The organism is Pauljensenia sp. OF14-1SRA (assembly GCF_027694595.1).
Lineage (GTDB): Bacteria > Actinomycetota > Actinomycetes > Actinomycetales > Actinomycetaceae > Pauljensenia > Pauljensenia turicensis_B.
The window spans coordinates 18,055-44,744 of record NZ_JAQEVQ010000012.1 but is presented as its reverse complement, the minus strand read 5'-3'; the positions used below and the strand labels follow the sequence as shown (position 1 = coordinate 44,744).

18 protein-coding genes are annotated in these 26,690 nt (G+C 57.6%); 2 read left to right on the top strand and 16 right to left on the bottom strand.

Annotation, left to right across the window (positions count from 1 at the left end; translation table 11 throughout):
• Positions 1-44: 44 nt before the first annotated feature.
• Both PG731_RS07120 and PG731_RS07115 read right to left on the bottom strand, forming a co-directional pair.
• A complete protein-coding gene (locus PG731_RS07120; RefSeq protein ID WP_270773034.1) occupies positions 45-1,184 on the bottom strand; it encodes an alkaline phosphatase family protein in 1,140 nt (379 codons plus the stop codon).
• A gap of 5 nt (positions 1,185-1,189) precedes the next feature.
• Positions 1,190-1,723: a DUF5998 family protein gene (locus PG731_RS07115; protein ID WP_270773033.1), complete on the bottom strand. Its 534-nt coding sequence runs from the start codon at positions 1,721-1,723 to the stop codon at positions 1,190-1,192.
• A gap of 68 nt (positions 1,724-1,791) precedes the next feature.
• Here PG731_RS07115 and PG731_RS07110 point away from each other — a divergent pair, with 68 nt between their 5' ends.
• Positions 1,792-4,266, top strand: coding sequence for a DNA gyrase/topoisomerase IV subunit A (locus tag PG731_RS07110; protein ID WP_270773032.1), 2,475 nt, complete (start codon positions 1,792-1,794; stop codon positions 4,264-4,266).
• A gap of 47 nt (positions 4,267-4,313) precedes the next feature.
• Here the strand turns inward: PG731_RS07110 and PG731_RS07105 are convergent, their stop codons facing one another.
• The 3 genes from PG731_RS07105 to PG731_RS07095 form a co-directional block, all read right to left on the bottom strand.
• Positions 4,314-5,354, bottom strand: coding sequence for a GNAT family N-acetyltransferase (locus PG731_RS07105; protein ID WP_270773031.1), 1,041 nt, complete (start codon positions 5,352-5,354; stop codon positions 4,314-4,316).
• An 83-nt stretch (positions 5,355-5,437) separates the two neighbouring features.
• Positions 5,438-6,376, bottom strand: a complete 939-nt coding sequence (locus PG731_RS07100; protein WP_270773063.1) for a GNAT family N-acetyltransferase — start codon at positions 6,374-6,376, stop codon at positions 5,438-5,440.
• Between the two features lie 216 nt (positions 6,377-6,592).
• Entirely contained in the window at positions 6,593-8,695 is a 2,103-nt protein-coding gene (locus tag PG731_RS07095) for a DNA gyrase/topoisomerase IV subunit B (RefSeq protein WP_006681583.1), read from the bottom strand.
• A gap of 172 nt (positions 8,696-8,867) precedes the next feature.
• On the opposite strand from PG731_RS07095, the gene PG731_RS07090 reads away from it, so the two are divergent.
• Entirely contained in the window at positions 8,868-9,089 is a 222-nt protein-coding gene (locus PG731_RS07090) for a DUF7455 domain-containing protein (protein WP_006681584.1), read from the top strand.
• A gap of 144 nt (positions 9,090-9,233) precedes the next feature.
• Here the strand turns inward: PG731_RS07090 and smc are convergent, their stop codons facing one another.
• The 11 genes from smc to glpA all read right to left on the bottom strand — a co-directional run bounded on the left by smc (position 9,234) and on the right by glpA (position 26,562).
• On the bottom strand, positions 9,234-12,749 hold the full coding sequence (gene smc, locus PG731_RS07085) for a chromosome segregation protein SMC (protein WP_270773030.1): 3,516 nt from the start codon (positions 12,747-12,749) through the stop codon (positions 9,234-9,236).
• A 122-nt stretch (positions 12,750-12,871) separates the two neighbouring features.
• Positions 12,872-13,324, bottom strand: a complete 453-nt coding sequence (gene ndk / locus PG731_RS07080; protein WP_101627233.1) for a nucleoside-diphosphate kinase — start codon at positions 13,322-13,324, stop codon at positions 12,872-12,874.
• Between the two features lie 120 nt (positions 13,325-13,444).
• On the bottom strand, positions 13,445-14,146 hold the full coding sequence (dhaM, locus tag PG731_RS07075) for a dihydroxyacetone kinase phosphoryl donor subunit DhaM (protein ID WP_270773028.1): 702 nt from the start codon (positions 14,144-14,146) through the stop codon (positions 13,445-13,447).
• A complete protein-coding gene (gene dhaL / locus PG731_RS07070; protein ID WP_101627235.1) occupies positions 14,143-14,775 on the bottom strand; it encodes a dihydroxyacetone kinase subunit DhaL in 633 nt (210 codons plus the stop codon). The genes dhaM and dhaL overlap by 4 nt, the downstream gene beginning before the upstream one ends.
• Before the next feature lie 8 nt (positions 14,776-14,783).
• Entirely contained in the window at positions 14,784-15,776 is a 993-nt protein-coding gene (dhaK, locus tag PG731_RS07065) for a dihydroxyacetone kinase subunit DhaK (protein WP_270773025.1), read from the bottom strand.
• Positions 15,777-15,871: 95 nt separating this feature from the next.
• Positions 15,872-17,539, bottom strand: a complete 1,668-nt coding sequence (locus PG731_RS07060) for a bifunctional folylpolyglutamate synthase/dihydrofolate synthase (protein WP_270773023.1) — start codon at positions 17,537-17,539, stop codon at positions 15,872-15,874.
• A gap of 137 nt (positions 17,540-17,676) precedes the next feature.
• Complete coding sequence (gene ileS, locus PG731_RS07055; RefSeq protein WP_270773022.1) at positions 17,677-20,955, bottom strand: isoleucine--tRNA ligase; 3,279 nt, start codon at positions 20,953-20,955, stop codon at positions 17,677-17,679.
• Positions 20,956-21,301: 346 nt separating this feature from the next.
• Positions 21,302-22,153, bottom strand: coding sequence for a DUF4349 domain-containing protein (locus tag PG731_RS07050; protein WP_270773019.1), 852 nt, complete (start codon positions 22,151-22,153; stop codon positions 21,302-21,304).
• A gap of 280 nt (positions 22,154-22,433) precedes the next feature.
• Positions 22,434-23,672, bottom strand: coding sequence for an anaerobic glycerol-3-phosphate dehydrogenase subunit C (locus tag PG731_RS07045; RefSeq protein WP_101627686.1), 1,239 nt, complete (start codon positions 23,670-23,672; stop codon positions 22,434-22,436).
• Positions 23,673-23,683: 11 nt separating this feature from the next.
• Positions 23,684-24,934, bottom strand: a complete 1,251-nt coding sequence (gene glpB, locus PG731_RS07040) for a glycerol-3-phosphate dehydrogenase subunit GlpB (protein WP_270773018.1) — start codon at positions 24,932-24,934, stop codon at positions 23,684-23,686.
• Positions 24,931-26,562, bottom strand: a complete 1,632-nt coding sequence (gene glpA / locus PG731_RS07035) for an anaerobic glycerol-3-phosphate dehydrogenase subunit GlpA (RefSeq protein ID WP_270773060.1) — start codon at positions 26,560-26,562, stop codon at positions 24,931-24,933. The genes glpB and glpA overlap by 4 nt, the downstream gene beginning before the upstream one ends.
• Between the last annotated feature and the right edge of the window lie 128 nt (positions 26,563-26,690).

Sequence of the window (26,690 nt, the reverse complement as noted above, 5' to 3'; positions counted from 1 at the left end):
CATGATGCTCGTGGGTTTTCGTTTTTTTTGCTGACGTCTCGGACTCAGGAAAGCCTGATCAGCGGAATTCGCATTTCAGCTTCGGTCAGGGAACCGTGGACTCCGGGCATCGCGATCATTTCCGGCTTTTGTGATCTGGAATCAACGAGGCCTGCGCGTCCATTAAAGAACGCGATACCCGCGCCAATTTCGCGATTACCTGGGCCTTCACCCAAGAGGGGCGCAGATTCATCGCAACCGAGTACCCACGCGACATCACTCAGTTCATTCTTCCAACGGTCAATCACTTCGGATTCACGGCCAGCTTCGGTATGAATGTGAACAGCGCGCGTTTCTCCGGCAAGGATCCGTACACCGTCGGCAAGATCTGGACGATCCGCAAGATCAATCAACGCACTATGGTCAATATCGATCATGCCGTGATCAGCAGTCAGTACCGTACGCACATTGCGGGGCAAGCGTAGAAGCAGGCGCCCCAATCCGGCGTCGAAGGCTTCAAGAGCATCGGACCATTCCCAGGAGCTCACTGCATGCCCATGGCCCGTATGGTCGATTTCTGACCAGTAGAGGTAGACGACCTGCGTACCTTTCTTGAGCTCTCGCAGAGCCGCACCGGCACGCTCATCCCAGGTTTTGCCAGCCACGTGGCGCGCACCCCTTAAGGCAGCCTTCGTCAGGCCAGAACCAGCGAACGTCGGCGGAGAAATAACTGCGGACTTCACCCCCTGCTGATTGAGGCGCTCAAAGTAAGTCGGGCATTCTTGCCACGCCAGAGGATCTGGACCATTCTCAAACGCCAGAAGATTCATCACCGAAACCCCCCGGGCAACCGCATAGCCCACCATCCGCGTCTTCCCAGGCTTTTCCCCCGTTCCAAAAGAGGTAATCGCAGCGGCTGTCGTCGACGGCACGATCGTGTGAAGGCTCACAATGTCATCGCGCACCGACCGCAAGGTCGACGCGTGCCCAAGGTGAGACATCAAGGGAACATAGCCCAAGCCATCGACCAAGATGATCAGGAGCTGCCCCTCTTCACGGTCAAGCGATAAACGAGCCCGGGCGGTCTCGTCCCCCAGTGGCAGACCGGCACACGCCAAAGCGGCACCAAAAACATCAGCCAAACACGGGTCAGCCTGCGAAGGCACATCTGCCCATGCGGGAGGCAAAACGGGTGAAGTGGCCATGGCGATCAGTGGTGAGCTCGAGTAGCAGATGAAAGCAGGTCCACGAACTGCCTGGCTTCAGTCATTGCATCCACGCCATCAGCGTCGACGCTGATACGAAAATTCAAATCATCGGGGAAAGATGCGACTGTGTAACCGTGATCCGCTGTGCACGAGGGATCGCCACATTGAGCGGGCTCAACTTCGCTACGACGCATTGCCCCCAGATCAACCGAGATGGTCAGCTCCGCAGGAAACATCGATGTCATCGCCTCACGATAGACCTCAATCGACGACACCGTCCCCAAACGCGAAAGAGGGAAGATCCCCGTGCCAACGGAGGCTCCGCCATCTTCGAGTTCATCAACATGCATATGAATCAGCACGCTGTCAGTCAGAGTCGCCAATGACAGGTGGCGGAAAACCGACCCCTGATCAAAAGCAGCATCCACCTGGCAAAGAGTGGCGCGTGGCGTCTGACCACCCAACGCGCGCTTCAAAGATGCGGTAACAAGCTGGGGGAAAAAGCCCGTTCGATTGATTCGATCCCATGTGTTCACCCTCTAATTGTGCCCGCGTTCGGCGTGGGAGTCGAACAGAGGTTCTTTCGCCCGTGATAATCGCGAATATGGCTAAGAAGGACCTCGTAGAACCACTGCCCGTTGCGGACGAAGACATCAGTGAAATCAATGTCTCCGAAGAGATGCGAACCTCCTTCTTGGAATACGCCGTCTCTGTCATCTACGCTCGCGCACTCCCAGACGCACGCGATGGCCTCAAGCCCGTGCAACGACGCATCCTGTTCCAGATGGATCAGATGGGACTTCGCCCCGACAAGGGCCACGTGAAATCCCAGCGTGTTGTCGGCGAGGTTATGGGTAAGCTTCACCCGCACGGTGACTCAGCAATTTACGAGGCTCTCGTGCGCCTCGCTCAGCCGTTCAACCTGCGTCTTCCCCTAGTCGACGGACACGGCAACTTTGGCTCTCTTGATGACGGCCCCGCAGCCGCGCGTTACACCGAAGCCCGTATGGCTCCCTCCGCGTTGGATCTTGTCACCGGTTTGGATGAAGACACGGTTGAATTCGTGCCGAACTACGACAACCAGTTCATGCAACCCGAGGTACTCCCAGCGGCATTCCCCCAGCTTCTGGTCAACGGCGCTTCCGGTATTGCTGTTGGTATGGCAACGAATATTGCCCCGCACAATCTTGCTGAAACAATCGCAGCGTCCATTCATCTGATTGAGCATCCGGATGCCACCGTCGCCGACCTGATGCGTTTCGTGCCCGGGCCTGACCTGCCTGAAGGTGGCGTCATCGTCGGACTCGATGGAATCAAAGATGCCTACGAAACTGGTCGCGGTGCTTTCAAGACTCGCGCAAAGGTCGGAGTCGAACGCGTCAGCGCACGCAAGATGGGTTTGATCGTCACCGAACTGCCCTACATGGTCGGCCCCGAAAAGGTCATCGAAAAGATTAAGGAAAACGTTAATGCCGGGCGTCTGAAGGGTATTTCGTCGGTTCAGAACCTGACCGACCGTATCCACGGCCTGCGTTTGGTCATCGAAATCAAGAACGGTTTCAACCCCGAAGCGGTCCTGCAACAGCTGTACAAGCGCACGCCTCTTGAGGATTCCTTCTCGATCAACGCCGTTGCCCTAGTCAATGGTCAGCCTCGTACCCTCGGTTTGAAAGACATGCTGAGCGTATTCGTCGACCACCGTCTTGACGTGACAACGCGACGCACGAAGTTCCGTCTGGGTAAGGCTCAGGATCGCCTTCACCTGGTTGAAGGTTTGTTGATCGCAGTCCTCGATATTGATGACGTCATTGCGATTATTCGTTCATCTTTCGACGTGGAAACCGCTCGCGAGCGACTGAAGATTGCCTTCGACCTGACCGATATTCAGGCGAACTACATTCTGGAGCTCCGCCTGCGTCGCTTGACCAAGTTCTCGCGCATCGAGCTAGAGAACGAACGCGATGAACTCCAAGCAACGATCGCACACCTTGAAGAGATTCTTTCCGATCCGATGATGTTGCGAGGCCTGGTCATCTCTGAGTTGCGCGATGTTGCTCAGCGTCTGGCTACTCCCCGACGGACTCTGTTGCTGTCGTCTGCCGGAGCCGAATCGGGGAACGAGGCGATAAGGGGCGCCGCCTTGGCTGCTACGTTGCCGGCAACATCGAAATCCGGCAAGGGAATGGACCTGCAGATCCCTGATGACCCGTGCGTCGTTGTACTGTCATCGAACGGTGGTCTGGCGCGGGTTGAAGGCTCAGACCCGCTAGAACCGGGGCCTCGTGCCAGCCACGACGGGTGGATAGCACAATTGTCGTCGACCGCACGTTCTCAGATCGCGGTTGTTACAGCAGACGGTGTTGCTCACCGCATGGAGGTCGTGGACCTACCCGCACTCCCCCGCTTCGATACAGGATTGTCGCTGGCCGCAGCCACGCCCGCATCTCTGCTCTTGCACACGGATTCTCCCGCGATCGGTTTGCTTGATCCCGCATCAGACCAGGTATATGCGATGGGTACTGCTCACGGCACCGTGAAGCGCTTGAAGCCGGATGTACTTGCCCGTGACGAATGGGAAGTCATCGCACTGGATGACGGTGATCGTCTGGTTGGTTTCGGACCGTGTGCCGACGACTACGATCTTGTCTTTATTTCAACCGACGCGCAGCTTCTTCGTACGCCGGCGTCGAAGGTACGACCGCAGGGTCGCACCGCCGGTGGTATGGCTGGTATGAAGCTTAACGATGATGCCCACGCACTCGGATTCTGGGCTCTGCCAGTATCATCAGACTCCTTCGTCGTCACCGTCGCTGCGGCTGAAGGAGCACTGCCGGGAACGGGTCAGACGACCGCTAAGGTAACTCCGCTGGAGCTCTACCCGGTCAAGGGTCGCGGTGGTCAAGGCGTCCGCGCCCAGCGTTTCCTGCGCGGTGAGGATCGCATTGACTTGGCGTGGGTGGGTGACCGTCAACCTCGAGGCGCCTCAGCTGATGGCTCCCCCGTTGATTTGCCCGACGTTGACGAACGTCGCGATGGGTCAGGTACTCCCGTCGTTCTTCCGATCACCCTCATCGGCTAAGGCGCTACAACGGTTCGCGCCGGTGCGAAAGTGCCGGCGTGGCCTCGTCACACATCGATCGCGTACAAGCGCGTCTGGCCCACCGTCGCAAAACCCAAATAATCGTAGACGGCAAGCGCTCTGGAATGATTCGCGCTTCCGAGCCCAGCGCCTATACGATCCATCCCATCGGCTGCCATCGCGCGCATCGACGAAGTAATCAGGGCATCGACGGCGTGATCCGAACGCGCCTCTTCCAAGACACCCATCTGGTCGATATAGCCTTCGCGCCAACCAAGAGCAGCCCAGTCCTGGACGTACTTCGAGGCAAGAAGGAAACCAACCACGCACGGACGGTCACCCCTGCGGTCCACGGCAACGAACGACCACTGCGGGACGAAAGAAGTACGTCCCTTCAGCCACTGTTCGCGAGTGAGGGCAGGACTACCCCACTCAATCTCGGAGAGCCGATTCGCGGCGTGACGCGCCGGCTCATCCCACTCATCCGACCAAGGTTCAATCGTCAAATAGCGGCCAAGATCCGGAGTCGAAGGAATCTGGGACAGATCAGCGCGAAGTTCATAGTACGAACGGGTCCAGTGGAAGCCACGCAACTGAAGTTGCTCTTCCAGCTCATTTTCACCCGCCTCGACAAGCATGGTGATCTGAGCCGGCGCATCCGTATCCGCTGTAGCAAGCATCTGACGCGAAACTGCTTCCTGCCATTCAACCAGCGAACTGCCCAAGCCAATGCGACGGAACGACGGGTCAACGCCTCCTTCGCACAGGCACTCCACACGACCACTCTGGCGCATTGCAACGCGACCGTAAGCGACCATGCGTCCCTTCGCGATACCACGAGTCGTCATACCGGCCAGCCCACGCCAGCCTTCAGCCGACAGCATCTCTTCGACTTCGTCGACACTGGTGCGATACGGAGGATTATCCTGCGCTTCCATGCGCGCAATCAGCGTCGCCAATTCATGCAGACGATTCATGCTGAGTTCTTCCCAGACAATCCCATGATGGGACGGCGGGAATGGCACGTCGTCGGGCGCGCCTGCACGACGAGCCAGCGGGATTTCACCCGTCAACGCATTGTCAGACATGCGCGTCCTTTCTTGTCAACACCAGATTGTGGGACATTCACGTCCCCGTATTTCCCCACGAGCACGCTTAGACGCAGGACAACTTATTGGTCAATCGTATAGAAAACCTGCGCGGGCCCGTCAAGGAAACCGAGGTGCTCGTAGATGGAATGCGCGTTCGACGCATTCTTCGTATCCACATCCAATCCGATCCTGGACATTCCCGATTCAGCGGCCGCCGCCACCGCTGCACCAATCAACGCGGTTGAAAGCCCGTGCCCACGATGCGAGTGATCGACGGCCAGAAGTTCTGCGTATGCCTCTGTCTTACCGGTCGCGGCCCACCGTTCAACGGGGCGTCCCACGACGAAACAGCCAGCCAGTTCACCCTGCTCAGATACTGCTCCGAACGACCAGCGAGGATCCAAATGCGAGGTAGATTCTTCCCACCAGGCCTCGTGCAAGTAGGGCAGGGTGTGCTCAGTGAAAGAACGCAGGTACAGTGCCTTCGCGCTACCCATATCAACATCGGACCACGGAATGATCGAATAGCCGTGGCGAGGCTTCCGAGCCTTTTCAGACCCCAGAAGCTCGCGGTACATTACTTGGAACGTAGCCTTCGCGTAGAAGCCCGCCGCAATATACAAACGACGACGATCCGTCATGTGGGCGTCAACGAAGTTGAAAATTGATGCGGGGACCTTCGAGTCCGCTCCGAATGTTTCGACCAGCATTTGACGGGCACGACCATCTTGCCAATAGAGGAGAGCTCGGCCCAATCCACGTCCGCGCCAATGCGGATGAATGTAGGCGTTGACCTCGGCGGCAGCATGATCTGAGAGCGAAGTGAGGACTCGAACGGCTGCGACTGCGCAAATACGATTGTCTGAATCGATACCGACAAGCGCATCGATCCAGAAATCTTTCGTGCGACCTTCCACCATGTCGGCGACGTCGGATGCACTCATACGATGATGCATCTCATCAGCAGCCTCAACCTGGCGAATCACGTCATAAACACCCGGAGCGTCGGAGGCGATCATCGAACGCCACCTCAATCCAATGTGGGTGCCCGGATACGAAACTGAGGCTGGTGGCTTCAAACGTTGCGCAAGTCCAGTCATGGATCCTAGTGTACGTGCGCATCGGGCCTTTGGTCACATACGCGGGAAGGTTCCGTGCTAGGTCTCAGCGGCCAGGTGCTCAATACACACGGTGCGAAAAGACGAGGCCCGACGCGTCGGTGCGACAGGGAGTTTTCAGGCGTCGATGCGCATGCGGTCGATGCCAGAGGATCCTTCAACAATGAAATCCTTACGCGGTCCCACCGTGGAACCCATCAGCAGTTCGAACACATCTTCTGCTTCGCGCAAAGCGTCTTCATCATCAAGGGTGATGCGTCGCAAGGAACGATGCGCGCGATCCATGGTGGTTTCAGCCAACTGGTCCGCGTCCATCTCACCCAGGCCCTTGTAGCGCTGGATCGGTTCTTTCCATGTCCGCCCCGCCTTACGCAGTTGAGCAAGCTTCTTGTGGAGTTCATCTTCGGAATACGTGTAAATCAGTTCGCGAGGCTTGCGTCCCTTAGCGCTCACTTCGATGCGGTGCAACGGTGGAACAGCAGCGTAAATTCGGCCAGCTTCGACCATGGGGCGCATATAGCGGAAGAACAGGGTGAGCAACAACGTGCGAATATGCGCGCCATCGACGTCAGCATCGGTCATCAAAATAACCTTGCCGTAGCGGGCGGAATCAAGATCGAAAGTTCGACCTGATCCTGCACCAATGACCTGGATAATGTTCGCGCATTCCGCGTTCGCCAGCATATCCGCTGTCGATGCCTTTTGGACGTTCAGGATCTTGCCTCGAATCGGGAAGAGCGCCTGATACTGGCTGTTGCGTGCCGCCTTTGCCGTGCCCAGTGCCGAGTCACCCTCGACGATGAACAGTTCGGTTTCTAAGACATCTTCCATTCGGCAGTCTGCGAGCTTCGCGGGCAGAGAGGATGTTTCAAGCGCATTCTTCTTACGCGAAATTTCCTTGTGAATACGCGCTGAAACACGCGCTTTCATTTCACCGACAACCTTTTCCATCAGCGAAGACGTCTGCTGTTTGTCGTCGCGCTTTGAGGAATTAAACTTCGCATTCAGCCAGTCGGTGACAACACGAGACACGACCGTACGGACTTGTGGTGTACCCAGGATTTCCTTGGTCTGCCCCTCAAACTGCGGTTCGGGGAAACGGACGGTGACAACGGCAGTCAGACCCGCTTGGACATCATCCTTTTCGGGACGCCCATCTTTGGTACCCACCTTCAACTTGCGCGCGTTCTTATCAATCTGCGCGCGCAACACCTTCAAGACAGCCTGCTCGAAACCGGCAACGTGTGTGCCACCCTTCGGGGTCGCAATAATGTTGACGAATGACTGCAGTGAAGTATCGTAGCCAATCCCCCATCGCAAGGCGCAATCCACCTGGCACGTGCGTTCCACTTCGGTCGCAGCGAGGTGTCCCGTTGACGGATCGAGTGCCTGAACGGTTTCGGTGAAGGTTCCTTCACCTTGAATATGCCACGTGTCAGTCACAGGACCATCGCTGGCCAGCCAGTTCGTAAAGTCAACGACGCCACCGTCGTAGCGGAATGACTCGTGAAGCTCTTCTTCTGCGCGCTCATCCCAGCAGTTGATGGTCAGGCCGGGAACAAGGAATGCGGTCTGGCGTGCACGCGCACACAAAGCTTCCCATGAGAATCCTTCGGTTGACGGGAAGATCTGAAAGTCAGCCCAGAAACGCACGCGTGTACCGGTGACATTCTTCTTTACCTTGCCAACGGTTTTCAGCTGTGAGGATTCTTCAAACGGAGTGAACGGTGAATTCGGGGTGCGTTGCTTCGAATCGTCGAATTCGCCCGGCTCACCGCGACGGAAACACATTTCCCATGTCTTTGAGCCACGGTCAACCTGCACGTCAAGACGCGCGGACAGCGCGTTCACAACGGACGCACCCACGCCGTGCAGACCACCCGATGACGCATAGGAACCGCCACCGAACTTACCGCCAGCGTGAAGCTTCGTGTACACGACCTCGACGCCTGACAAACCGACACCGGGGACCTCGTCAACCGGAATACCTCGACCGTTGTCAGCCACCGACGCAGAATAATCAGGGTGCAAGCGCACATTGATCGTGTCGCAGTGACCTTCAAGAGCCTCGTCAACGGCATTGTCGATAATTTCCCAGAGACAGTGCATCAAACCGCGGTGGTCCGTGGAACCGATGTACATGCCGGGGCGCTTACGAACAGCTTCCAGTCCTTCAAGGACGCTGAGGTGCCGTGCCGAATAGTCAGATGAAGAAGTCACCCGCTTATCTTAAAGAATCATCGAATGAGCGCCATTTCACCTCGCCGTATTCTTCCAGATGACGCGTGTTCCACTGGCTCACATGATGAGTACACTCGCGTACGGATTGCGCCGAGGGTGAACAATCGCTTGTGAACGCGACATTACCGACTCTTTAGTGTGTGATTGAAACATGACAACGCTTTCACTTCAGCCAGAAACCTCAACGGCCCCGGTTCTCAACGCCGCCGATCGTTGCGACAAGTGTGGCGCGAAGGCGTGGCTGCGTGCCACGATGCCATCCGGCTTCCAACTGTTCTTCTGCGCCCACCACGCGACGCAAAACCTTGACGCCCTTATGCTGTCGGGCGCCTCGATCCTCGACGAACGTCACTTCCTGAACAAGGACAACTGATCATCTGCTGTCTCGGTTCCATTTGACCAGGCCGCGGCTACTGAATAGACAATGGGTACGCCATCTGGCGTACCCATTGTCTTTGTTATCGCGCGGGCAGAAAACATAAAGATGCGGACACGGCTCTCTCAAACTAACAAGGCATTATGAGCGCGCAAGACGTTGGGAAACAACTCCTGTCACACCATCACGCATCGAGACGCCATAGAGCGCATCAGCGATCTCCATAGTGCGTTTCTGGTGCGTGATCACGATCAGCTGAGATTCTTCACGTAGCTCTTTAAAGATTGCCAGAAGACGCGACAAGTTCACGTCGTCGAGTGCGGCTTCAACTTCGTCCATCACGTAGAACGGAGATGGGCGAGCTTTAAAGATCGCGACGAGGAAAGCGATAGCTGCGAGTGAGCGTTCACCACCCGACAGCAAACTCATTCGCTTAACCTTCTTGCCTGCGGGGCGAGCTTCAATTTCAATGCCCGTGGTCAGAGGCGAATCTGGGTCGGTCAAAATCAGGTCACCTGTACCGCCGGGGAACAAAACGTCAAAGGTGTGCGCGAACTGTTTCTTCGTGTCTTCAAATGCGGAAACGAATGCTTCTTCAACCAGTCGATCCACATCGGTAATGATACTCATCAGATCGGCTTTCGATTCTTTGAGGTCTTTTACCTGTTCCATCAAGAATGCATGACGAGCAGCCAGAGCATCGTGTTCTTCCAAAGCCAAGGGGTTCACGCGCCCCAGGCGCACCAGCTCGTTTGAAGCTTTCTCAAAAGCCTTTTCTTGTTCGCTTCGAACAAAAGGCTGGCCTTCTTCGTTGACTTCTTCATCCGGGTCCGATGGGAAAACGGGTACCAGGGTATGGGGTCCGTATTCTTCAATCAAAGTGTCAGCATCGAGCGCAAGGGCTTCCATTGCTCGACGCTCAACATCACTCGCTTGCAATTCCAGTTGAGTGCGCGCAATTTCGTCACGTTGAACCTCGCCAGTAACGTCGGCTAGGCGCTTCATTTCTTCATCCAAGGCCAAGCGCAGGGCGCCAACGCGCTCATTTGCCTGCCGAGTTTCTTCACCAACCGCCGTCTGGCGGGCCGAGGCGATAGCAAGCAGCTGGGCAGCCTCATTCACCGCCCGACGCGCGTCGGCCTCAATCTCCGTTGCAGCACGCAACGCAACCTGGCGTTGAGCTTCGCGCTTCGCATAACGGCCCCGCTCTTCGCGCTCTTTTGCTGCTGCCTGGCGAAGGTTTCGGGCACGCGCAGCAACTTGCCTGGATTGTTCTTCCAATGCTCGCAATGCCAGCCGCGCTGAGGTTTCCGCTTCACGGGCTTCTTTCGCCGTTCTGGCAGCAACCTCAGCTTTATCACGCGCTGCGTCGACGTCTTCAGAGGGACTCTCCGACACCGTTTCGACTTTCGATCGCGCTTCTTCAACACGTTCTTTAGCCCATTCGACATGATCCTCGGCGCGTTTGAGCGCTTCACGACCACGGCCTACCTCAGCTTCACTGGCCGCGAGCGCGGACTGGAGTCGTGCAGTCTTTTGAGCGCGTTCAGCCTGCAGGGCGTCGTGGGCACGCAGAGCTTTCAGGGCTTCGTTCGCTGCGCGTATTGCCACGTCCAGCGCAGTATTCGCTGCCGTGAGTTCATCAGAGAGAACTTCGCACGTGTGTTGTGCTGCCTCGGCCTTCGTAGCGGCTGCTTCGTGTTGGGCTTTGATGGCAAGCAATGAGTCGGCTGTCTGTCCGGCTGCTATAACACCTGAACGAGTCACCATTGTTCCGCTCAATGTAACGGCAACGTCCACTGTGTCGACCGCAATGCCACGTTGAGCAGCATCAAGATCGTTGGCAACTACTGCGCCACAAAGCAAGGCTGAAACGCTCGCTGCAACTTTCGGGTCTGGTGTCACGCACTCTCGCGCCCACGTCAGGCCCTCGGGTAGTTTCTGCTTGGTAGGCCAGGCCTCGTCCCCATTCGCGATCATCATCCGTAACTGGCCGCTATTGGACTCCTGGGCGTCGCGCGCTTGAGTGAGCGCAGAATCCAGGGAATCCATGACGACGGCGTCCGCAAATGGGCCAAGTAGCGTCGCGATTGCGTTCTCGGTTCCTTGGCGGGCGTTCACGAAATCCTGGACGGCACCCAGCACGTGTTCATGATCGAGCAGGTGAGCTGTGTCATCGTCACGCGCAAGAAGCTGGGTCAGGGCATCACGGCGCGCTTCCCAGTGAGCACGATCGGCGCGAGCTTCGCGTTCAGAGGCAAGGAGGGCATCAACTTTTGCTCGTGCCTGATCTCGATGGATGCCCGCCTGCGTATGCGCGCGACTCACATCGAAATCGCCACCCGATTCTTCGGGCGCGTCCTCAACGGCTTTCTTCGCTTCTTCAGCTCGCGCGAGTGCAGCTTCGAGCGCGCTACGAGCACGACCGGCTTCTGCTTCACCGGCTTCCAATCGGGCGTGAGCACTCCCAACATCACCCGTCAGGCGCGCCACTTTCTCACGATGGTCAGCGACGAGCGCGTTGACCCTGGCGAGTTCTTTGGCTGCGCGTTGATCTTCGTCTTCCGCTTGTTCCTTGGCGCGTACGAGGCTACTCAATTCACGTTGGGCTTGCTGAACACGCTGGAGAAGGTCCCCGTCCTCATTCGAAGCAGCTAATGCCTTCTGGTCCAAGACATCCGGGTCTTCACCCGTCGGGTTAGCTTCGGGGCGCGAATACTGTTTGACGCGCTCGGCAGAGATTGCGAGCGTTGTCTTCGCACGCTCATGGACGCTGGTCGCTTCCTGCCAGACTCGCGTCACATCATTCGCATTGCGAGCGCGAGCTTCTTGATTGCATTCGCTTTCCTCAATCGATGCCCGCAGATCCGCAATCTTGGTTTCATGCACATGCTTCAGCTCTTCGAGACGGGTATCCATATGCGACTGACGTTCAAGCTTCTCGCGCACGTTCACAAGATCGTCGGCGAGCAAGCGAGCTTTCGCGTCTCGCACTCGTGCTTGGATCAACGAGGCCTTGCGCGCCTGCTTCGCTTGGCGCGCAAGAGGACCCAGCTGGCGTCGGATCTCTTCAGTCAGGTCCAGAACACGCACGAGATTCTGATCCATGTCAGCGAGCTTCTTCAGCGCACGCTCTTTACGTCGGCGATGCTTCAGTACACCGGCCGCCTCTTCAATGAACCCGCGACGATCTTCCGGGGTTGCTTGAAGGATCGAGTCTAAGCGCCCCTGCCCCACGATGACGTGCATCTGACGTCCCATGCCCGTATCGGACAGCAATTCTTGAATATCAAGCAGTCGAGCAGGTGAACCGTTAATTGCGTATTCGGAGCCCCCGCCACGGAACAGCGTCCTGGTGATTGTTACTTCCGTGTATTCGATGGGAAGCACGCCATCTGAGTTATCGATCGTCAGATCAATCTGCGCACGCCCTAAAGCCGGGCGTCCCGATGTGCCGGCAAAAATGACGTCCGACATGTTAGAGCCACGCAGGCTCTTCGCGCCCTGCTCGCCCATCACCCAAGCAAGTGCATCCACAACGTTCGACTTACCCGAACCGTTCGGACCCACGACACAGGTGATCCCGGGTTCAAGCTTCAACGTCGTCGTAGACGCGAAAGACTTAAACCCGCGTAGCGTCAGGGTCTTTAAGTGCACGGGTCAAGGATACGTGGAAACTGTGCGAAGAATAAGAAAAGTGGCGCCTGCAGATGCAAACGCCACTTTTTCATGCGCTGATGCGTGCTCCTCGGACAGGTTCACACTCATACACGATAGTCTCAGCAACACAGTTCAGGGAACCACAGTGCGATCTCACGCTCAGCAGAAGTCGGGGAATCGGAACCGTGAACAACGTTCTCCACGTGGTTCGAGCCCCAGTCGCGTCCAAGATCGCCTCGAATAGTTCCAGGAGCAGCCAAGGTCGGGTTTGTTGTGCCCATGAGGATACGCATGCCCTCAATCACGCGGTCACCTTCAACCACGATGGCAACGAGCGGGCCTGAGCTCATGAAATCAACCATTCCGTTAAAGAAGTGTTGCTCACGGTGCTCCGCGTAGTGCTCTTCAAGGAGTTCCCTGGAGGCCTTCTTAATCTTCAGGCCCTTTAAGACATAGCCCTTCGCTTCAATGCGACGCAGGACCTCTCCGGTCAGACCGCGAGCAAACCCATCGGGCTTGACCAAGATCAGAGTGTGTTCCTTATTCGGGTCGAGCAGATCAGGAGTTGGCATTCGTCCTCCTTTCATTACAAGTTGTTCAAGGAATCAATATCGTAACCGATGATCGCATCATCGCTCACACGACATGGCTGTGGTGGTACTCGGATGAATATCCACCACAGCCACACCGCATCACGACGCGTTTTCGATCATCTCTTTGAGAGCAACAATGCTCTCAGCTGCCTGCGGACCAGTAGCCCGCAATTCAACCGTTTCGCCCTGCTTCACACCGAGAGCCATGATTTCAAGAACGGAAGCAGCATCTGTTCCATTCACAAGAATCTCGGCATCGAATGTGGCTGCAAGACGAGCCAGAAGAGCTGCCGGACGAGCATGCAGACCAACCGGATCAGCAACAACCGCCGTGTCCGTGACACCATCGGTTGGAGCTGAAGGAGCCTGCTGATCCTGCTGCATGGAGTGAAGCTCGATCATTGGTCTGATCGCATTACGCGCAGCATCGGCAACGGCATTCAGGCAATCACCCAATTGAGCGCGCACCGCAGCCGCGACAGCACCCTCAACAAGCGGAGCCTCAATGAACTTCAGGTGATCGGGATCGTCAGCAAAATCCAGAACCGATTCAACCGTCATCGTGGCTGAACCAAGATCTGTCAGGATCACAACACCCGCGCCATCGCCATCGCCAACCTCATCGAGGCAGGCGCTGACAGCGGCGTCAATCTTGTCGAAGGATGTACCGATCCCGCCCTCATCAGTGCCACCCGCGGCTTGGAAGAAAACCTCGGGAGCCATCTGCTGGGCAAGTTCGACCACGCCACGAGCCAGAAGATCCGAATGGCTTGCGATGACAAATGCAACGCGCGCCATCATTCCTCCTCAGCTGCTTCAAGCGCCTTCGCAAGGATGATCGCAGACGACACAGCACCCGGATCAAGGTGTCCCTTGGAACGCTCTCCCAGATAAGAAGCACGACCCTTGGTTGCCTGAAGAGGTTCAGTGGCGAGAGCACCCTTATGAGCGGCCTGGGAAGCAACCGCCAGAACCTGTTCAGGTGTGGCGCCAGATTCTGCGGCAGCCTTAGCTGCGTCATACGCCGGACCCCACGCATCGACCATGGTCTTCTCGCCACGCTCTGCCTTGCCGCGAGCCTGAATGCCACCGAGAGCACCGCCGATCAGGGCAGCAACAGCTTCACCGGTCAGAGGTTCGTCGACAGCCACCTTTGCTGCGCGCAGGAAGGCCGTTCCGTACAGAGGACCAGCAGCCCCACCGACCGTCGACATCAGAGTCTTCGCAACGATCTTCAGGCAGTCCTGAACGCTAGTTGGAGGCGTTGCTTCGAAGGCTTCCATGACCTTGCCGAACCCACGATCGAGGTTCTCGCCATGATCACCGTCGCCGATCTGGCGGTCCAGATCGATCAAGTATTCACGCTGAGCACCAATCTCTACGCGAGTAAGCGCAATCCAGCGCATTGCCCATGCAGTATCTAGCGCCATCTAGTCCCTCACTTCCATGCCGGTGTTGCCACCGGCGCATCGAACAGTTCAAGCATTTCGTCATCCACGCGGAGCAGGGAGACAGAAACGCCAGGCATTTCAAGGCTGGTCACGTAGTTGCCCACCATCGTGCGAGCAATCTTAATGCCGTCTTCTTCCAGCAGTTGAGCCAGTCGACGATGGCAAATGTAGAGCTCGGACGAAGGTGTGCCCCCCATTCCGTTGACCAGGGTAATCACACGCTGCCCCTTTTCAAGCTTCAGGTCATCACGAACCTTGGTATAGAGCTCTTCTACCAGTGCGTCAGCGGTTTCCATCTTGCCTCGACGATAGCCGGGTTCACCGTGGATACCGATGCCGAGCTCGATCTCGTCTTCGCCAAGATCGAAGGAAGGCTTGCCTGCGTGAGGAACCGTGCACGGGCCAAGTGCAAGGCCCATGGAACGCATCTCATCGTTCACACGCTGAGCGATTTCGGTGACCTTGTCAAGGTCGTCGCCACGTTCTGCTGCTGCACCGGCAAGCTTCTCAACAAAGACGGTTCCGGCAACACCACGACGGCCTGCGGTGTACAGCGAGTCTTCGACCGCGACGTCATCATTGACGACAACGGAACGGACCTCGATGTCTTCCATTTCAGCCATTTCGGCGGCAGTCTCGAAGTTAAGGACGTCGCCGGTGTAGTTCTTCACGATGTGCAGGACGCCTGCACCGTGATCGGCAGCCTTTGTGGCTTCGAGGATCGGATCCGGGGTCGGGGACGTGAAAACGGCGCCGGGAACGGCGGCGTCCAGCATGCCCAGGCCGACAAAGCCTGCATGCAACGGTTCGTGGCCAGAGCCACCACCGGAAACCAGACCGACCTTGCCGTCCGCCTTCGGGGTTGCGCGGGTAACGAAATCGGGATCGAGATGGACCTTCACCATATCCGCATGTGCCAGAGCAAATCCTTCGAGGGTTTCCTTGACGACGTTGTGGACGTCATTGACCAGCTTCTTCATCGTGCCTCCTTGCATCAAAACAGAGCGGTCATGCTCTGGGACTATGGTGCCACGACTTTTGCTACTCGACTAGCACAAAGAAGGCTCGCTGACCCCTATGGACGAATGCCGGCAAGATCAAGCATGTGACCTGCAAGAACGACCGAGCCAAAGACGACCACGCCGCATTTGTCTGCGGGGTCAGTGGTGGCTTCAGCAAGGGTCGCCGCACGATCAACTGCTTCGCCAAGACTGTCGCGTACTTCCACCCTGTCTTCACCAAAGACATCGATTGCAATTTCGCGCAATTGCTCGATATTCGCAGCACGTTCGCCGGGCATTTCGGTGATGACAATCGAGTCCAGATGCGGTTCCATTTCGGCAAGAACGGACTCGATGTCCTTGTCTCCCATCGCCGAGTACACGCCGACAACGTGAGCGAACGCGAAGGAATCGTCAAGCGCATCGGCGAGGACGCGAGCACCTGCGGGATTATGTGCAGCGTCGACAAGAATTGTCGGGGATGTGCGCACAACCTGCAGGCGTCCCGGTGAAGTCGCCGTCATCATGCCATTTTCAACGATCTTTGCATCCAAGGCGCGACCGCCCATGAACGCTTCGACGCCAACCAGAGCAGCCGCCGCATTGTGGGCCTGGTGTTCGCCAAAGAGCGGAACGAAAACGTCAGTGTAGGTGGCGGAAGGAGTGCGGACAGTAACCAGCTGACCGCCAACACCCATCTGGCGATCAATAACCTCGAAGTCTCGGCCTTCAAGGCGGACGATCGCATCGACTTCGCGGGCGCGGTCCAACAGGACCTCTAGTGCTTCTTCGGGTTGCTCGGCGATCACGACAATCTGACCGGGCTTGATAATCCCGGCCTTTTCTTCTGCGATTTCACGGATCGTGGAGCCCAGCCACTTCGTATGATCCAGATCGATCGGCATTATCACAGAAACGCCGGCCTCAACGAGGTTCGTGGCATCCCATGTTCCACCCATGCCGACCTCGATGACGCCAGCATCGACCGGGTGGTCCGCAAACGCTACTAACGCTAGAGCGGTAAAGACCTCGAAAAACGACAGGCGCACTCCTCCGTTAGCAACCGACTTCGTGTCGACCATCTCGACGTAGGGCGCGATATCGTTCCAGGCTGCAATAAAGGCTTCGCGGGAAATTGGTGCGCCTTCGATACTCATTCGCTCGCGCACATCAATCAAATGCGGAGACGTAAATCGTCCGACGCGCACGCCGAAGGCAGTCAGCACCGCATCGATCATGCGCGCGGTCGATGTCTTGCCGTTCGTACCCGTAATGTGCACGGTCGGGAATGTATTCTGCGGATCGCCCAGGATATCGAGCAGCATCCGGATGCGATCCAAGCTTGGCTCAATGTCGTGTTCGGGGGCGCGCTCGACGATTGATTCGTAGATTTTAGCCACCGTAGCATCCAGCTCAACCGAATCTGCAGCCTTCGCGAGAGCCTCTTCGTGTTCTGCGCGCGCTGCCTCGGCGTCGTCGGCGAAGTCTTCGTCGATATCGCCTTCCAGTTCGGCGAGAATCGAAGGATCCGGGCCAAGGAGCAAGGAGGATTCGACGAGGTTCCGCAGAGCAGTTTGCAGTTCAGTCTCTTCGGCATCGTGCCCGTGATCCGTTACGTCAGTCAGTGCTAACTCATCGGGCTCGTCAGCCGCTTCAAGGTAGGGAATCAAATCCGCAGGGATTGAGCCTGCAACCGCTTCTTCCTCGCTATCGCCAAAGAATGCGGGGTGATCGTTCGACATGAGGGCCTCCAGAGCGCATGTTGCCCGGCGCATCGAAAGTGAGCGCAGTTAAAAGCAACCCGCCTATTTTATACGGTTCGGGGCTGGGAGCACTTCGTAGTGATGTGATCCCAGCCCCGAGTCACGCGGTCACTTGATCAGTGCTTTGCGACGCTCACCGTGAGCTTCTCGCCGGCTTCCACGTTCACATGAAGGGCGAGCGTTTCGTGGGCGATCATTTCAGTGTGCGCGTTCACGGCGTCCACGCGATCAGTAGGAACAACAAGGTTCAGCGTGATGCGGTCAGCAATGTGCAGGCCGGCGTTCTTACGCTCATCCTGCACGGCGCGGATCACGTCACGCGCGTAGCCTTCAGCTTCCAGCTCCGCGGTCAGCTCTGTATCAAGCAGGACCACCGTGCCATTGCTCATGACGTCCGCCGCCTGGCCTTCTTCAGCGTCCACGGTGGTGGTCACTAAGAACTGCTCGCCGGTCAGAACAACCGGCTGGCCATCAAGCTGGACGGTCGCAAAAACACAGCTACCGTCTTCGTTCACGGTCCACTCGCCCGACTTCTGCGCCTTGAACAGTAAAGACGTCAGCTTACGGAGCTCGGGAGCAAAGGCGCGCGGATTCAGCGACAGTTCGATGTTCGCGCGCAAACCGGATTCTTCCGGCGTTTGGAAGTGAACGTCCTTAACGTTGACCTCGAAGGCAACAAGCTCAGCGAACTGGCCGAGCGCACCCGCCTGCTCAGAGACAATCGTCATGCCGGCAAGTGGCTGACGAACGCGCAGGTGATGGTTCTTACGCAGGGCGTGTGCCGTTGAGACAACGTCGCGGACTTCGTCCATTGCGGACACCAGTGCGTCGTCAGCAACCAGATCCGAGATCACCGGGAAGCAGGCCAGGTGGACAGACTCGCCACCGGTCAGACCGCGCCAGATTTCCTCGCTGAGCAACGGGAGCAACGGAGCTGCGATCTCAGACAGACGGACAAGAGCGGTGTACAGCGTGTTGAACGCAGCCGAATCCTCGTCCCAGAAACGCTGGCGCTGAGTACGCACGTACCAGTTCGTCAGAACATCCAGGTAATCGCGAACATGCTCGCACGCCTTCGCGATGTCATAGCAAGCCAGATCATCCTTGACATCCGCTGCAAGCGAGCGCGTGTGTGCCAGCAGGTAGCGGTCCATCTTCGACAAGCCGGAAACCACCGCTTCATCGTTGAGGTCCCAGGCCTTGGCCTCGTACCCCTTGCCCCCATTCGCCGCCCCCGCGTACAGAGTGAAGAAGTAGTAGGTATTCCAGATCGGCAGTAGCACCTGGCGAACCGTGTCGCGGATGCCCGTATCGGTCACCATGAGATTGCCACCGCGGACGACGGGCGAGCTCATGAGGAACCAACGCATCGCATCCGAACCGTAGGTGTCGAACACACCGTTGACGTCCGGGTAGTTGCGCAGGGATTTGCTCATCTTGCGACCGTCATCGCCCAGAACGATGCCGTGCGAGACAACGTTCGTGAACGCCGGGCGGTCGAACAGAGCGGTCGCCAGGACGTGCAGGGTGTAGAACCAGCCACGCGTCTGGCCGATGTACTCGACAATGAAGTCGCCCGGGTAGTGCGACTCGAACCATTCCTGGTTCTCGAACGGGTAGTGAACCTGCGCGTACGGCATGGAACCAGACTCGAACCAGCAGTCGAGAACATCCGGGATACGGCGCATCATCGATTTGCCCGTCGGATCATCCGGGTTCGGGCGAACCAGCTGATCGATGAACGGACGATGCAGGTTGTCTACCTTCACGCCGAAGTCGCGCTCAAGTTCCTTAAAGGAACCGTAGACGTCTTCGCGCGGGTAGTTCGGGTCATCCGAACGCCAGACCGGGATCGGTGCACCCCAGAAGCGGTTACGCGAGATCGACCAATCGCGAGCGCCGGCAAGCCAGTTTCCGAAGATGCCGTCCTTGGTGTGCTCAGGAACCCAGGTGATCTCCTGGTTGAGTTCGACCATGCGATCACGGATAGCGCTGACGCGCACGAACCACGAGGACACAGCCTTGTAGATCAACGGCTTACGGCAACGCCAACAGTGCGGGTAGGAGTGAACATACGACTTCTGCTGAACCAGAACGGCGCGCTTGCCTTCGGGAACACGGGCCAGCGGACCAATAGCATCGCGCAGATCAACGATGATCGGCTTATTCGCATCGAACACCTGCATGCCCTGGTAGTCGGGAACCTCAGACGTGAAGCAACCACCTTCATCCACCGGAATGACCGGTAGGATTCCGCGTTCCTGGCATACGAACATGTCGTCTTCACCGAATGCGGGTGCGATGTGGACCAGGCCGGTGCCGTCTTCCGTCGATACGTAATCGCCGGGGATGATCGTCCAGCCGTCCGGGCCGGGAGCCGCACCCTTGGCACGGTGATCGGCGTTGTCGAAATAGTCGAAGATCGGGAAGTAACGCTTGCCCGCAAGCTCGCTACCCTTGAAAGTCTTCACGATCTGCGGTTCTTCGCCCAGTTCCTTCGCGTATGCGCCAAGACGCCCCTCAGCGACAATGACATCCTGGCCGGCAACCGGGGACTCAAGGTCAGCCGGAACGCGCACGACCACGTAGTCGATGGTCGGGCCAACGGCGACAGCTTCGTTCGAGGGCAAGGTCCACGGGGTCGTAGTCCAGATCAGGACCAGTTCGCCCTTGTCAGAGCCCTCAATAAGAGGCTCTTCGAGGCGCATACCAACGGTGACCGTGTTGTCCTGACGATCCTGGTAGACATCGTCATCCATCTTGAGCTCATGGTTGGACAGCGGGGTGCGGTCGTGCCAGCAGTACGGCAGAACGCGGTGGCCCTGGTAGGCAAGATCCTTGTCATAGAGGGTCTTGAATGCCCAGATGACCGACTCCATGTAGTTCGGGTCGAGCGTCTTGTAGTCGTTGGAGAAGTCAACCCAGCGAGCCTGGCGGGTGACGTAGTCTTCCCACTCGTTCGTGTAACGAAGAACAGACGAACGGCAGGCCTCGTTGAACTTCTCGATGCCGAGGCCACCTTCGCGGGTGATCTCAGTGACGTCTTCGATGCCGAGGATACGCTGCGCCTCGAGCTCAGCGGGCAGACCGTGCGTGTCCCAGCCGAAACGACGTTCAACGCGGTGGCCGAGCATCGTCTGGTAGCGACCAACAACGTCCTTGACGTAGCCGGTCAGAAGATGACCGTAGTGCGGAAGGCCGTTAGCAAAGGGCGGGCCGTCGTAGAACACGAACTCGTTCTGACCGCCTTCGCCAGCAGGGCGCGCCTCAATGGACTTACGGAAGGTATCGTTATCGGCCCAAAAGGCCAAGGTTTCGCCTTCCATCTGCGGGAAGGACGGGCTTGCGTCCACCTCGTTGTCGCGGTGACGCGGGTAAAAGCCGTGCTTCGTCATTGTTGTCCTCGTCTGTTCGAATCACAGGGACGAGGACCAGCTTCACTGGGACCCGCGGTACCACCCCGCTTGCTCTACCACCCCGATGCGTGCGCACCGCAGGAGCAAAGCCGCTTCTTTTATTCGCTGTAACGGGCTCACCCGTTCGGTTCTACTGTGGGCGCACTGCGAGCGCGCCCGGTTCTTCCGAAAACTCCCCGGTGATACCCCGCGCCGTGTGGCGCCGGCCGGATCAACGTTGGTGTTTATCGTAGCTGAAATGACGACTGAGAGCCGAGCCAGTCCACGTGGCTTATCCCTCACATCCCTCCGGCGAGGGATCAACGTCAACGGTGAGTCTTCCCGGTCACTTGTTGCGGGCGACCAGCGTATTCGTTGCCTGAGCAACGGGATCGACCTGAGCCTCGGGCTCAGTTTCCGTAGACATGGTAGGCGGTGCCTCCGCTCGCGCGCGCCGGCGGACCACTCTACGACGATGAAGCCACACGAAAAATAGTGTGATCGGAATAATCACGATAAGCCATGGGACAAACATGATCAGTCCATACACAAGTCCTGCGATTCCCCTGGAGAAGGCCTGCCAGGATTCTTCCCATGCCGACCTTGAGGGGACCGGAGTGATCGCTGTCGAATGAAAAGAAACCTCAAGAGTTGAATACGACACCTGGTCGGAATACCAGGAGCGCTGTGCTTTCAGACTGTCGAGTTCTTCCTGACGATTTGTGAGTTCGCGTTCGGCTTCCAAGAGATCCGATGTCGTCTCTGCCTGATCGATCAAAGTGGTAAGACGTGCGATAGACGCTTCCAACACTGTGATGCGAGCGTCAAGGTCAGTGACTTCAGCCCCCACATCGGCAGTATCAGTCGATTGATCAGTGACCTTCCCCAATTCTGCAAGCTTCTGACGAGTTTCTTCGAAGCTATTGGCTGGGATCTTGAATGTTGCGTTGCCCCACGGTGAATCCGATTCTCCTTGCAGGGAAGAATGAGCAACTGAGCCACCCGCTTCAGTGACGATAGTGGAGGCCTGAGCTAACGCTTCGCCGGGATCAGCAACATCGAGGAGCAAATGACCGGTGACGATAACGTGAGCTTCAACCGTTGTTCCTTGCGATTCGCTGTTCGAGTCATACGAAGAGTCAAAGTCTGAGTTACTCGCCTCGCTCGTAGAGGAGCCATAGTCGTAGTTCTGACCCACGTACGCCTCACTGGAGTCAGAACTCGTTGTTGAGCTTGCACAACCGGCTAAAAGCAGACTCGTTATCGCTACAAGGGCAGTTGCGACCAGTGGCTTTCGCGCTGTCTGCGAGGACCGGACACAACGGGGGTTCATGACTCCTCCTTAAAGTCGCGCGGTCTTTCATCGTATCGCCACTACGAAGAAACAGTGTCGTATCTGAAGGAAATAAAGCCCTGCCTGCAACGAGGCGGTGCGAACCACGTGGGTTCACACCGCCTCACTCGCCTGTATGCAACGTTCAACTATGCAAGCCGTACGCCTTGTGGATCAGCCAGATCGGGTGAACAACGTTCGCACCCGTTGCGGTGCGCAACTGCCAACGGCACGTTTCCGTGTCGCACGCGGCCAGTTCAACGTTGACCTGCTTGATGAAGTCGAAGACAGGTTTTCCGACTGCCTGGGCAATGTCGTACTTTTCCTTCTTCATGCCGTAGGTACCAGCAATACCGCAGCAGGGCTGGTTCGATTCCTTGACCTTCACGCCAGGGATCAGTTCCATCAGTTCGACAGCCGGAAGACCGAGGCCCTGAGACTTCAACTGGCACGGTGCGTGGTAAGGGATGGTGATATCCATCGGCTGGAAGTTCAGATCCAACTCGCCCTTTTCGTGCAGGTGCATGAGGAATTCGCAAATGTCCCACATACGCGAGCCCACGTCCTTCAGCTCCGGAGTATCCATCTGAAGGATCTCGTTTGCCTCATGGCGGAGCATACCCGCGCACGAACCGGAAGCGGAGATAATTGGCGCGTTGCGGTTGGCCTTGCGCAGATCATTTGTCAGCTTCGAGACATACTTGCGGGACTCGTCGTACAGGCCGTTCGATTGCAATGCCAGACCACAGCAACCGTGTGGCGGAACCAGAACCTCGTACCCGAGGTACTCGAGAACCTGGACCGAGTGGATCGACGTTTCGACCTCGAAGTACTGGCCTGCGCAACCGTGGAAGAAGATGACCTGGCCCTTGCGACCAGAACCTTCTAGCGGCGTGTGCTTATTGAACCAGCCTTCGAAAGTGCGACCGGCCGCCTTCGGCATCGGTGCGCTACGGTGAACGCCGATGACTTTTTCCATAGCAACACGGATCGGCTTAACATCGAGCGCCCAGTTCGCGATAGGAGCAACCGGGGTCATGACGGTACCGATGAAGCCGGTACGACCAATCAGGTGATCGCGAAGCGGAATGCCCTTTTCCTTCTTCATGTCGGTGCGAGCGTGGTGGATCATCTCGGTGACCTTCACGCCCTGCGGGCAGACCAGCGTGCAGGTGCCACATGACGAGCAGTAATCGATCGACGAATCGACGATCTGTCCTGCCTTGCGGTAGCGTTCTGCCTGCGGGCCGGAGTATTTCGGGCCCGGGAACAGATCGGTCACGCGCATGACCGGGCACTGGGTTTCGCAGATCGTGCATTTGACGCAGGCGTCGAGGGTGGAGCGCAGACCGAAGTCTTCGTCGGTCAGGGACAGTACGTTCATTTCTTCGATGGTCACTTCAGGCTCCCAAGGATCGAATCGGCTGCGCGGAGTGCGGAGGCAAGGGCAATGCCTTCACCTGACTTTTCGCGCCAACGGGTTGCTCCGGCGAGGTTTCCGCCGGCTGCGTAAACGTTGGTGTAGACGGGCTTCTTGGCTGCGTCCAACGGGTGCATCTCATCGTCAACGTCAAGGCCGGCGAGGAAGATCGGCTGGTCGGCCCCCCAGAAGTCACCGTGGAGAAGCTGGCCCTCAGCGCCGAGAACCGGCAGGCCGAGGATCGTTTCGGTGACCTTCCCGTAGGAATCCATATCGAGTGCGCCGGATTCGAAACCGCCACCAGCGAGGATGACGTTCTTCGTTTCGATGCGCGTCGAGTGACCGGCGGTCCCGATCATCACGGCGGTGACATTCTGGCCGTCAGTTTCGATGCCCTTCACGGCAGACCCGAGGATGAAGCGCGCTTCAGCCTTCACTAAAGCGGTCAGGACCTGGTTCATACGCATACCGGGGATTGATGGCGGTTGCATCGGGATCTCGAAGACTTTGTGTCCAAGCTGGTCAGCAATGTCCTTCCAAGCGTTCAGGTCATCGAGACCAAGCACGGCGGGAAGGCCGATGATTTCGCCTTCGCGAACGTGAGGCTTGATGGCCTCAACCAGCTTGGTGCGCATCTTGGCTCGATCCAATGTGCGCGCATGGTTCGTACCGGTCGTATCGACCTCGTCTGCACGCATCTCGACGTCGACGATCAACGAACGTGCCTTGATCGGTTCGCCATTCGGTGTGGTCTGGCGCGAGAGATTTTCGGCAGCGAGGGTCGGGTAGAAATCCTTCAGTCGGCGCAGACCGACGATCAGGTACGAGGCTCCGTCTGCAGGAATACCCGCTTCCATCGAGGGCTGGTACAGGCTCGTCGGACGGAGCGCACCGATTGCGGTCGGAAGCACAACGTTCTTTTCGGGATCGCCAATCAAAAGGTCAGAGCCTAGGACATCCTTCAACCAGTTCGCGCTTTGGGCAACGAACTCGGGAGTGAAGTGCGTGTACGGGTGCGTCGGACGCGAGGAAATGTGCTCGGAGATCTGAGCGATCGGAGCATTCACGCGAGACTCGGAGTATCCGAGAATATCGACGGTGCCCTGGCCAAGCTGCAAACCGCCAAGACCTTTCGTTACGACCGTCACCGAAGCGCCACCGCGAGCAAGATAAAGAGCTGCGGTAAGACCGGCAAGGCCAGCGCCAATAACAACGGCGTCTCTCATCGTGCGTCCTCCTTATTCTCGGAAGCTGATGCAGGAAAGACGAACTCCTCGCCCGGCTCGCCTTGCGCCATCGGCAGGTGCTCGACATCGAGCATGCCTTCATGAATCCAGTTATCAAGCGCTGCCTGACGCAGCTGCTTGCCGTAGGTGATCGGCCATAGACCAATCCAACGGTTCTTCAAGAAGGTCTTGAACAGTTCGTTTGCCTTCTCGGAATCGATATCGCCACGTTCGTGAGCGATACCGGTTGCACGCTGGGAGCAGAAGCCGCCCTGGCAGGGCCCCATGCCGAGGCGAACCTGACGACGAACGTCATCAAGCTGACCGCCCGGCAAAGCATCCATTGTGTCTTCGAGCATCTTGCGGGTGACCAGTTCGCATTCACAGATGATCTGATCGTGGCTGGGGGCCGCATTTTTGTGCTCGATGTCGTGCAGGCGGTGACCGATGGTATAGAGCTTCGGCGATGCGGTCGGGACCGCTTCACCGGCGGTCTTGCACTCGCGCTTCTCGCCCATTTCTTCACACATGATGTCGACGATGCGCTCTGCCATCAGACGGTAGGTCGTGAGCTTGCCACCGGCGATGGTGAGCATGCCGTAGACGCCGTCGCGCGAGTTGTGGTCGATGACCGACATGCCACGAGCCATGTGACGCGTGTCGGTTGCTGCAACACGCGAATCCTTGACCAGCGGTCGGGCACCTGCCCACGCGTGAACCGCGCGAGCCTTGCGGAAGCCGGGAACCATTGCTTCGCCAGCGTCGAACATCTGCTGAACCTGATCGGCGGGGATCGTCAGCTTGTCCGGGTCATCTGCCTTGAGGTCCGTCGTGCCGATGATGCACACCGGGTGGTCAGGAACGATGATGTCGCCGTCGGCTGGCCAGATGCAGCGGTTGAGCACCGTCTGGGTCAGGCGGAAGTTCATTGCGATCATGATTCCGGCTCCGGGGACGACGTCAACGCCGTGGCAGTCAGCCATCGCGGCAATCTGACCAGCCCAAGGACCACCACAGTTCAAAACAAACTGACATTCGATGCGAGTATCTTCGCCGGTGCGAACGTTGTGGACGATGACTGCGCTGATGCGGTCACCTTCGCGTTCGATCTTTGTGACCTTGTTGTAGGTCATCACCTGTGCGCCGTAAGCCTGAGCGGAACGAATTGCACCCCAGACCATCTGCCAGCCGTCGACGGAGCCGTCGAGGACCTCGAATGCACGCTTGAGCTTGGGGTCAAGACGAGGCTCACGCTTCAGTGCCTCGGCGACGCTGATTTCCTGTGCCGGCACCTTTGCCGCGGCAGCGCGCTCGAGGAACTTATCTGCGTATTCTTCGTCGTCTTGCGAGGTGACCACGAACAGGCCACCGGTTGCTTCAACTGCGTTTGAGTTGATGCGCTTAACGATTTCGTTTTCTTCTGCACACTCGGTTGCTGACTCAGGGTCGGACGCGATGTAGCGTCCACCGGAGTGGAGCAGGCCGTGGAAGCGGCCAGAGGTACCTTGTGCGATGTCGAATCGTTCAACGAGGACGGTTCTAAACCCTCGCATTGCAACGTCACGGACGACACCGGCTCCGGTGGAACCACCGCCAATGACGACAACGTCAGTGTTGATCGTCTTCACCATTCGTTCCCTTCACATTTTCGCTTCGGGCTTGCGCACAGCTAGCCCCTTCGCCCCTTCAATAGTGCCTTGCCACCCCTCATTTGATTGCATTGTTCAGCCCCCGTGCACATACGTGCACAACTTAG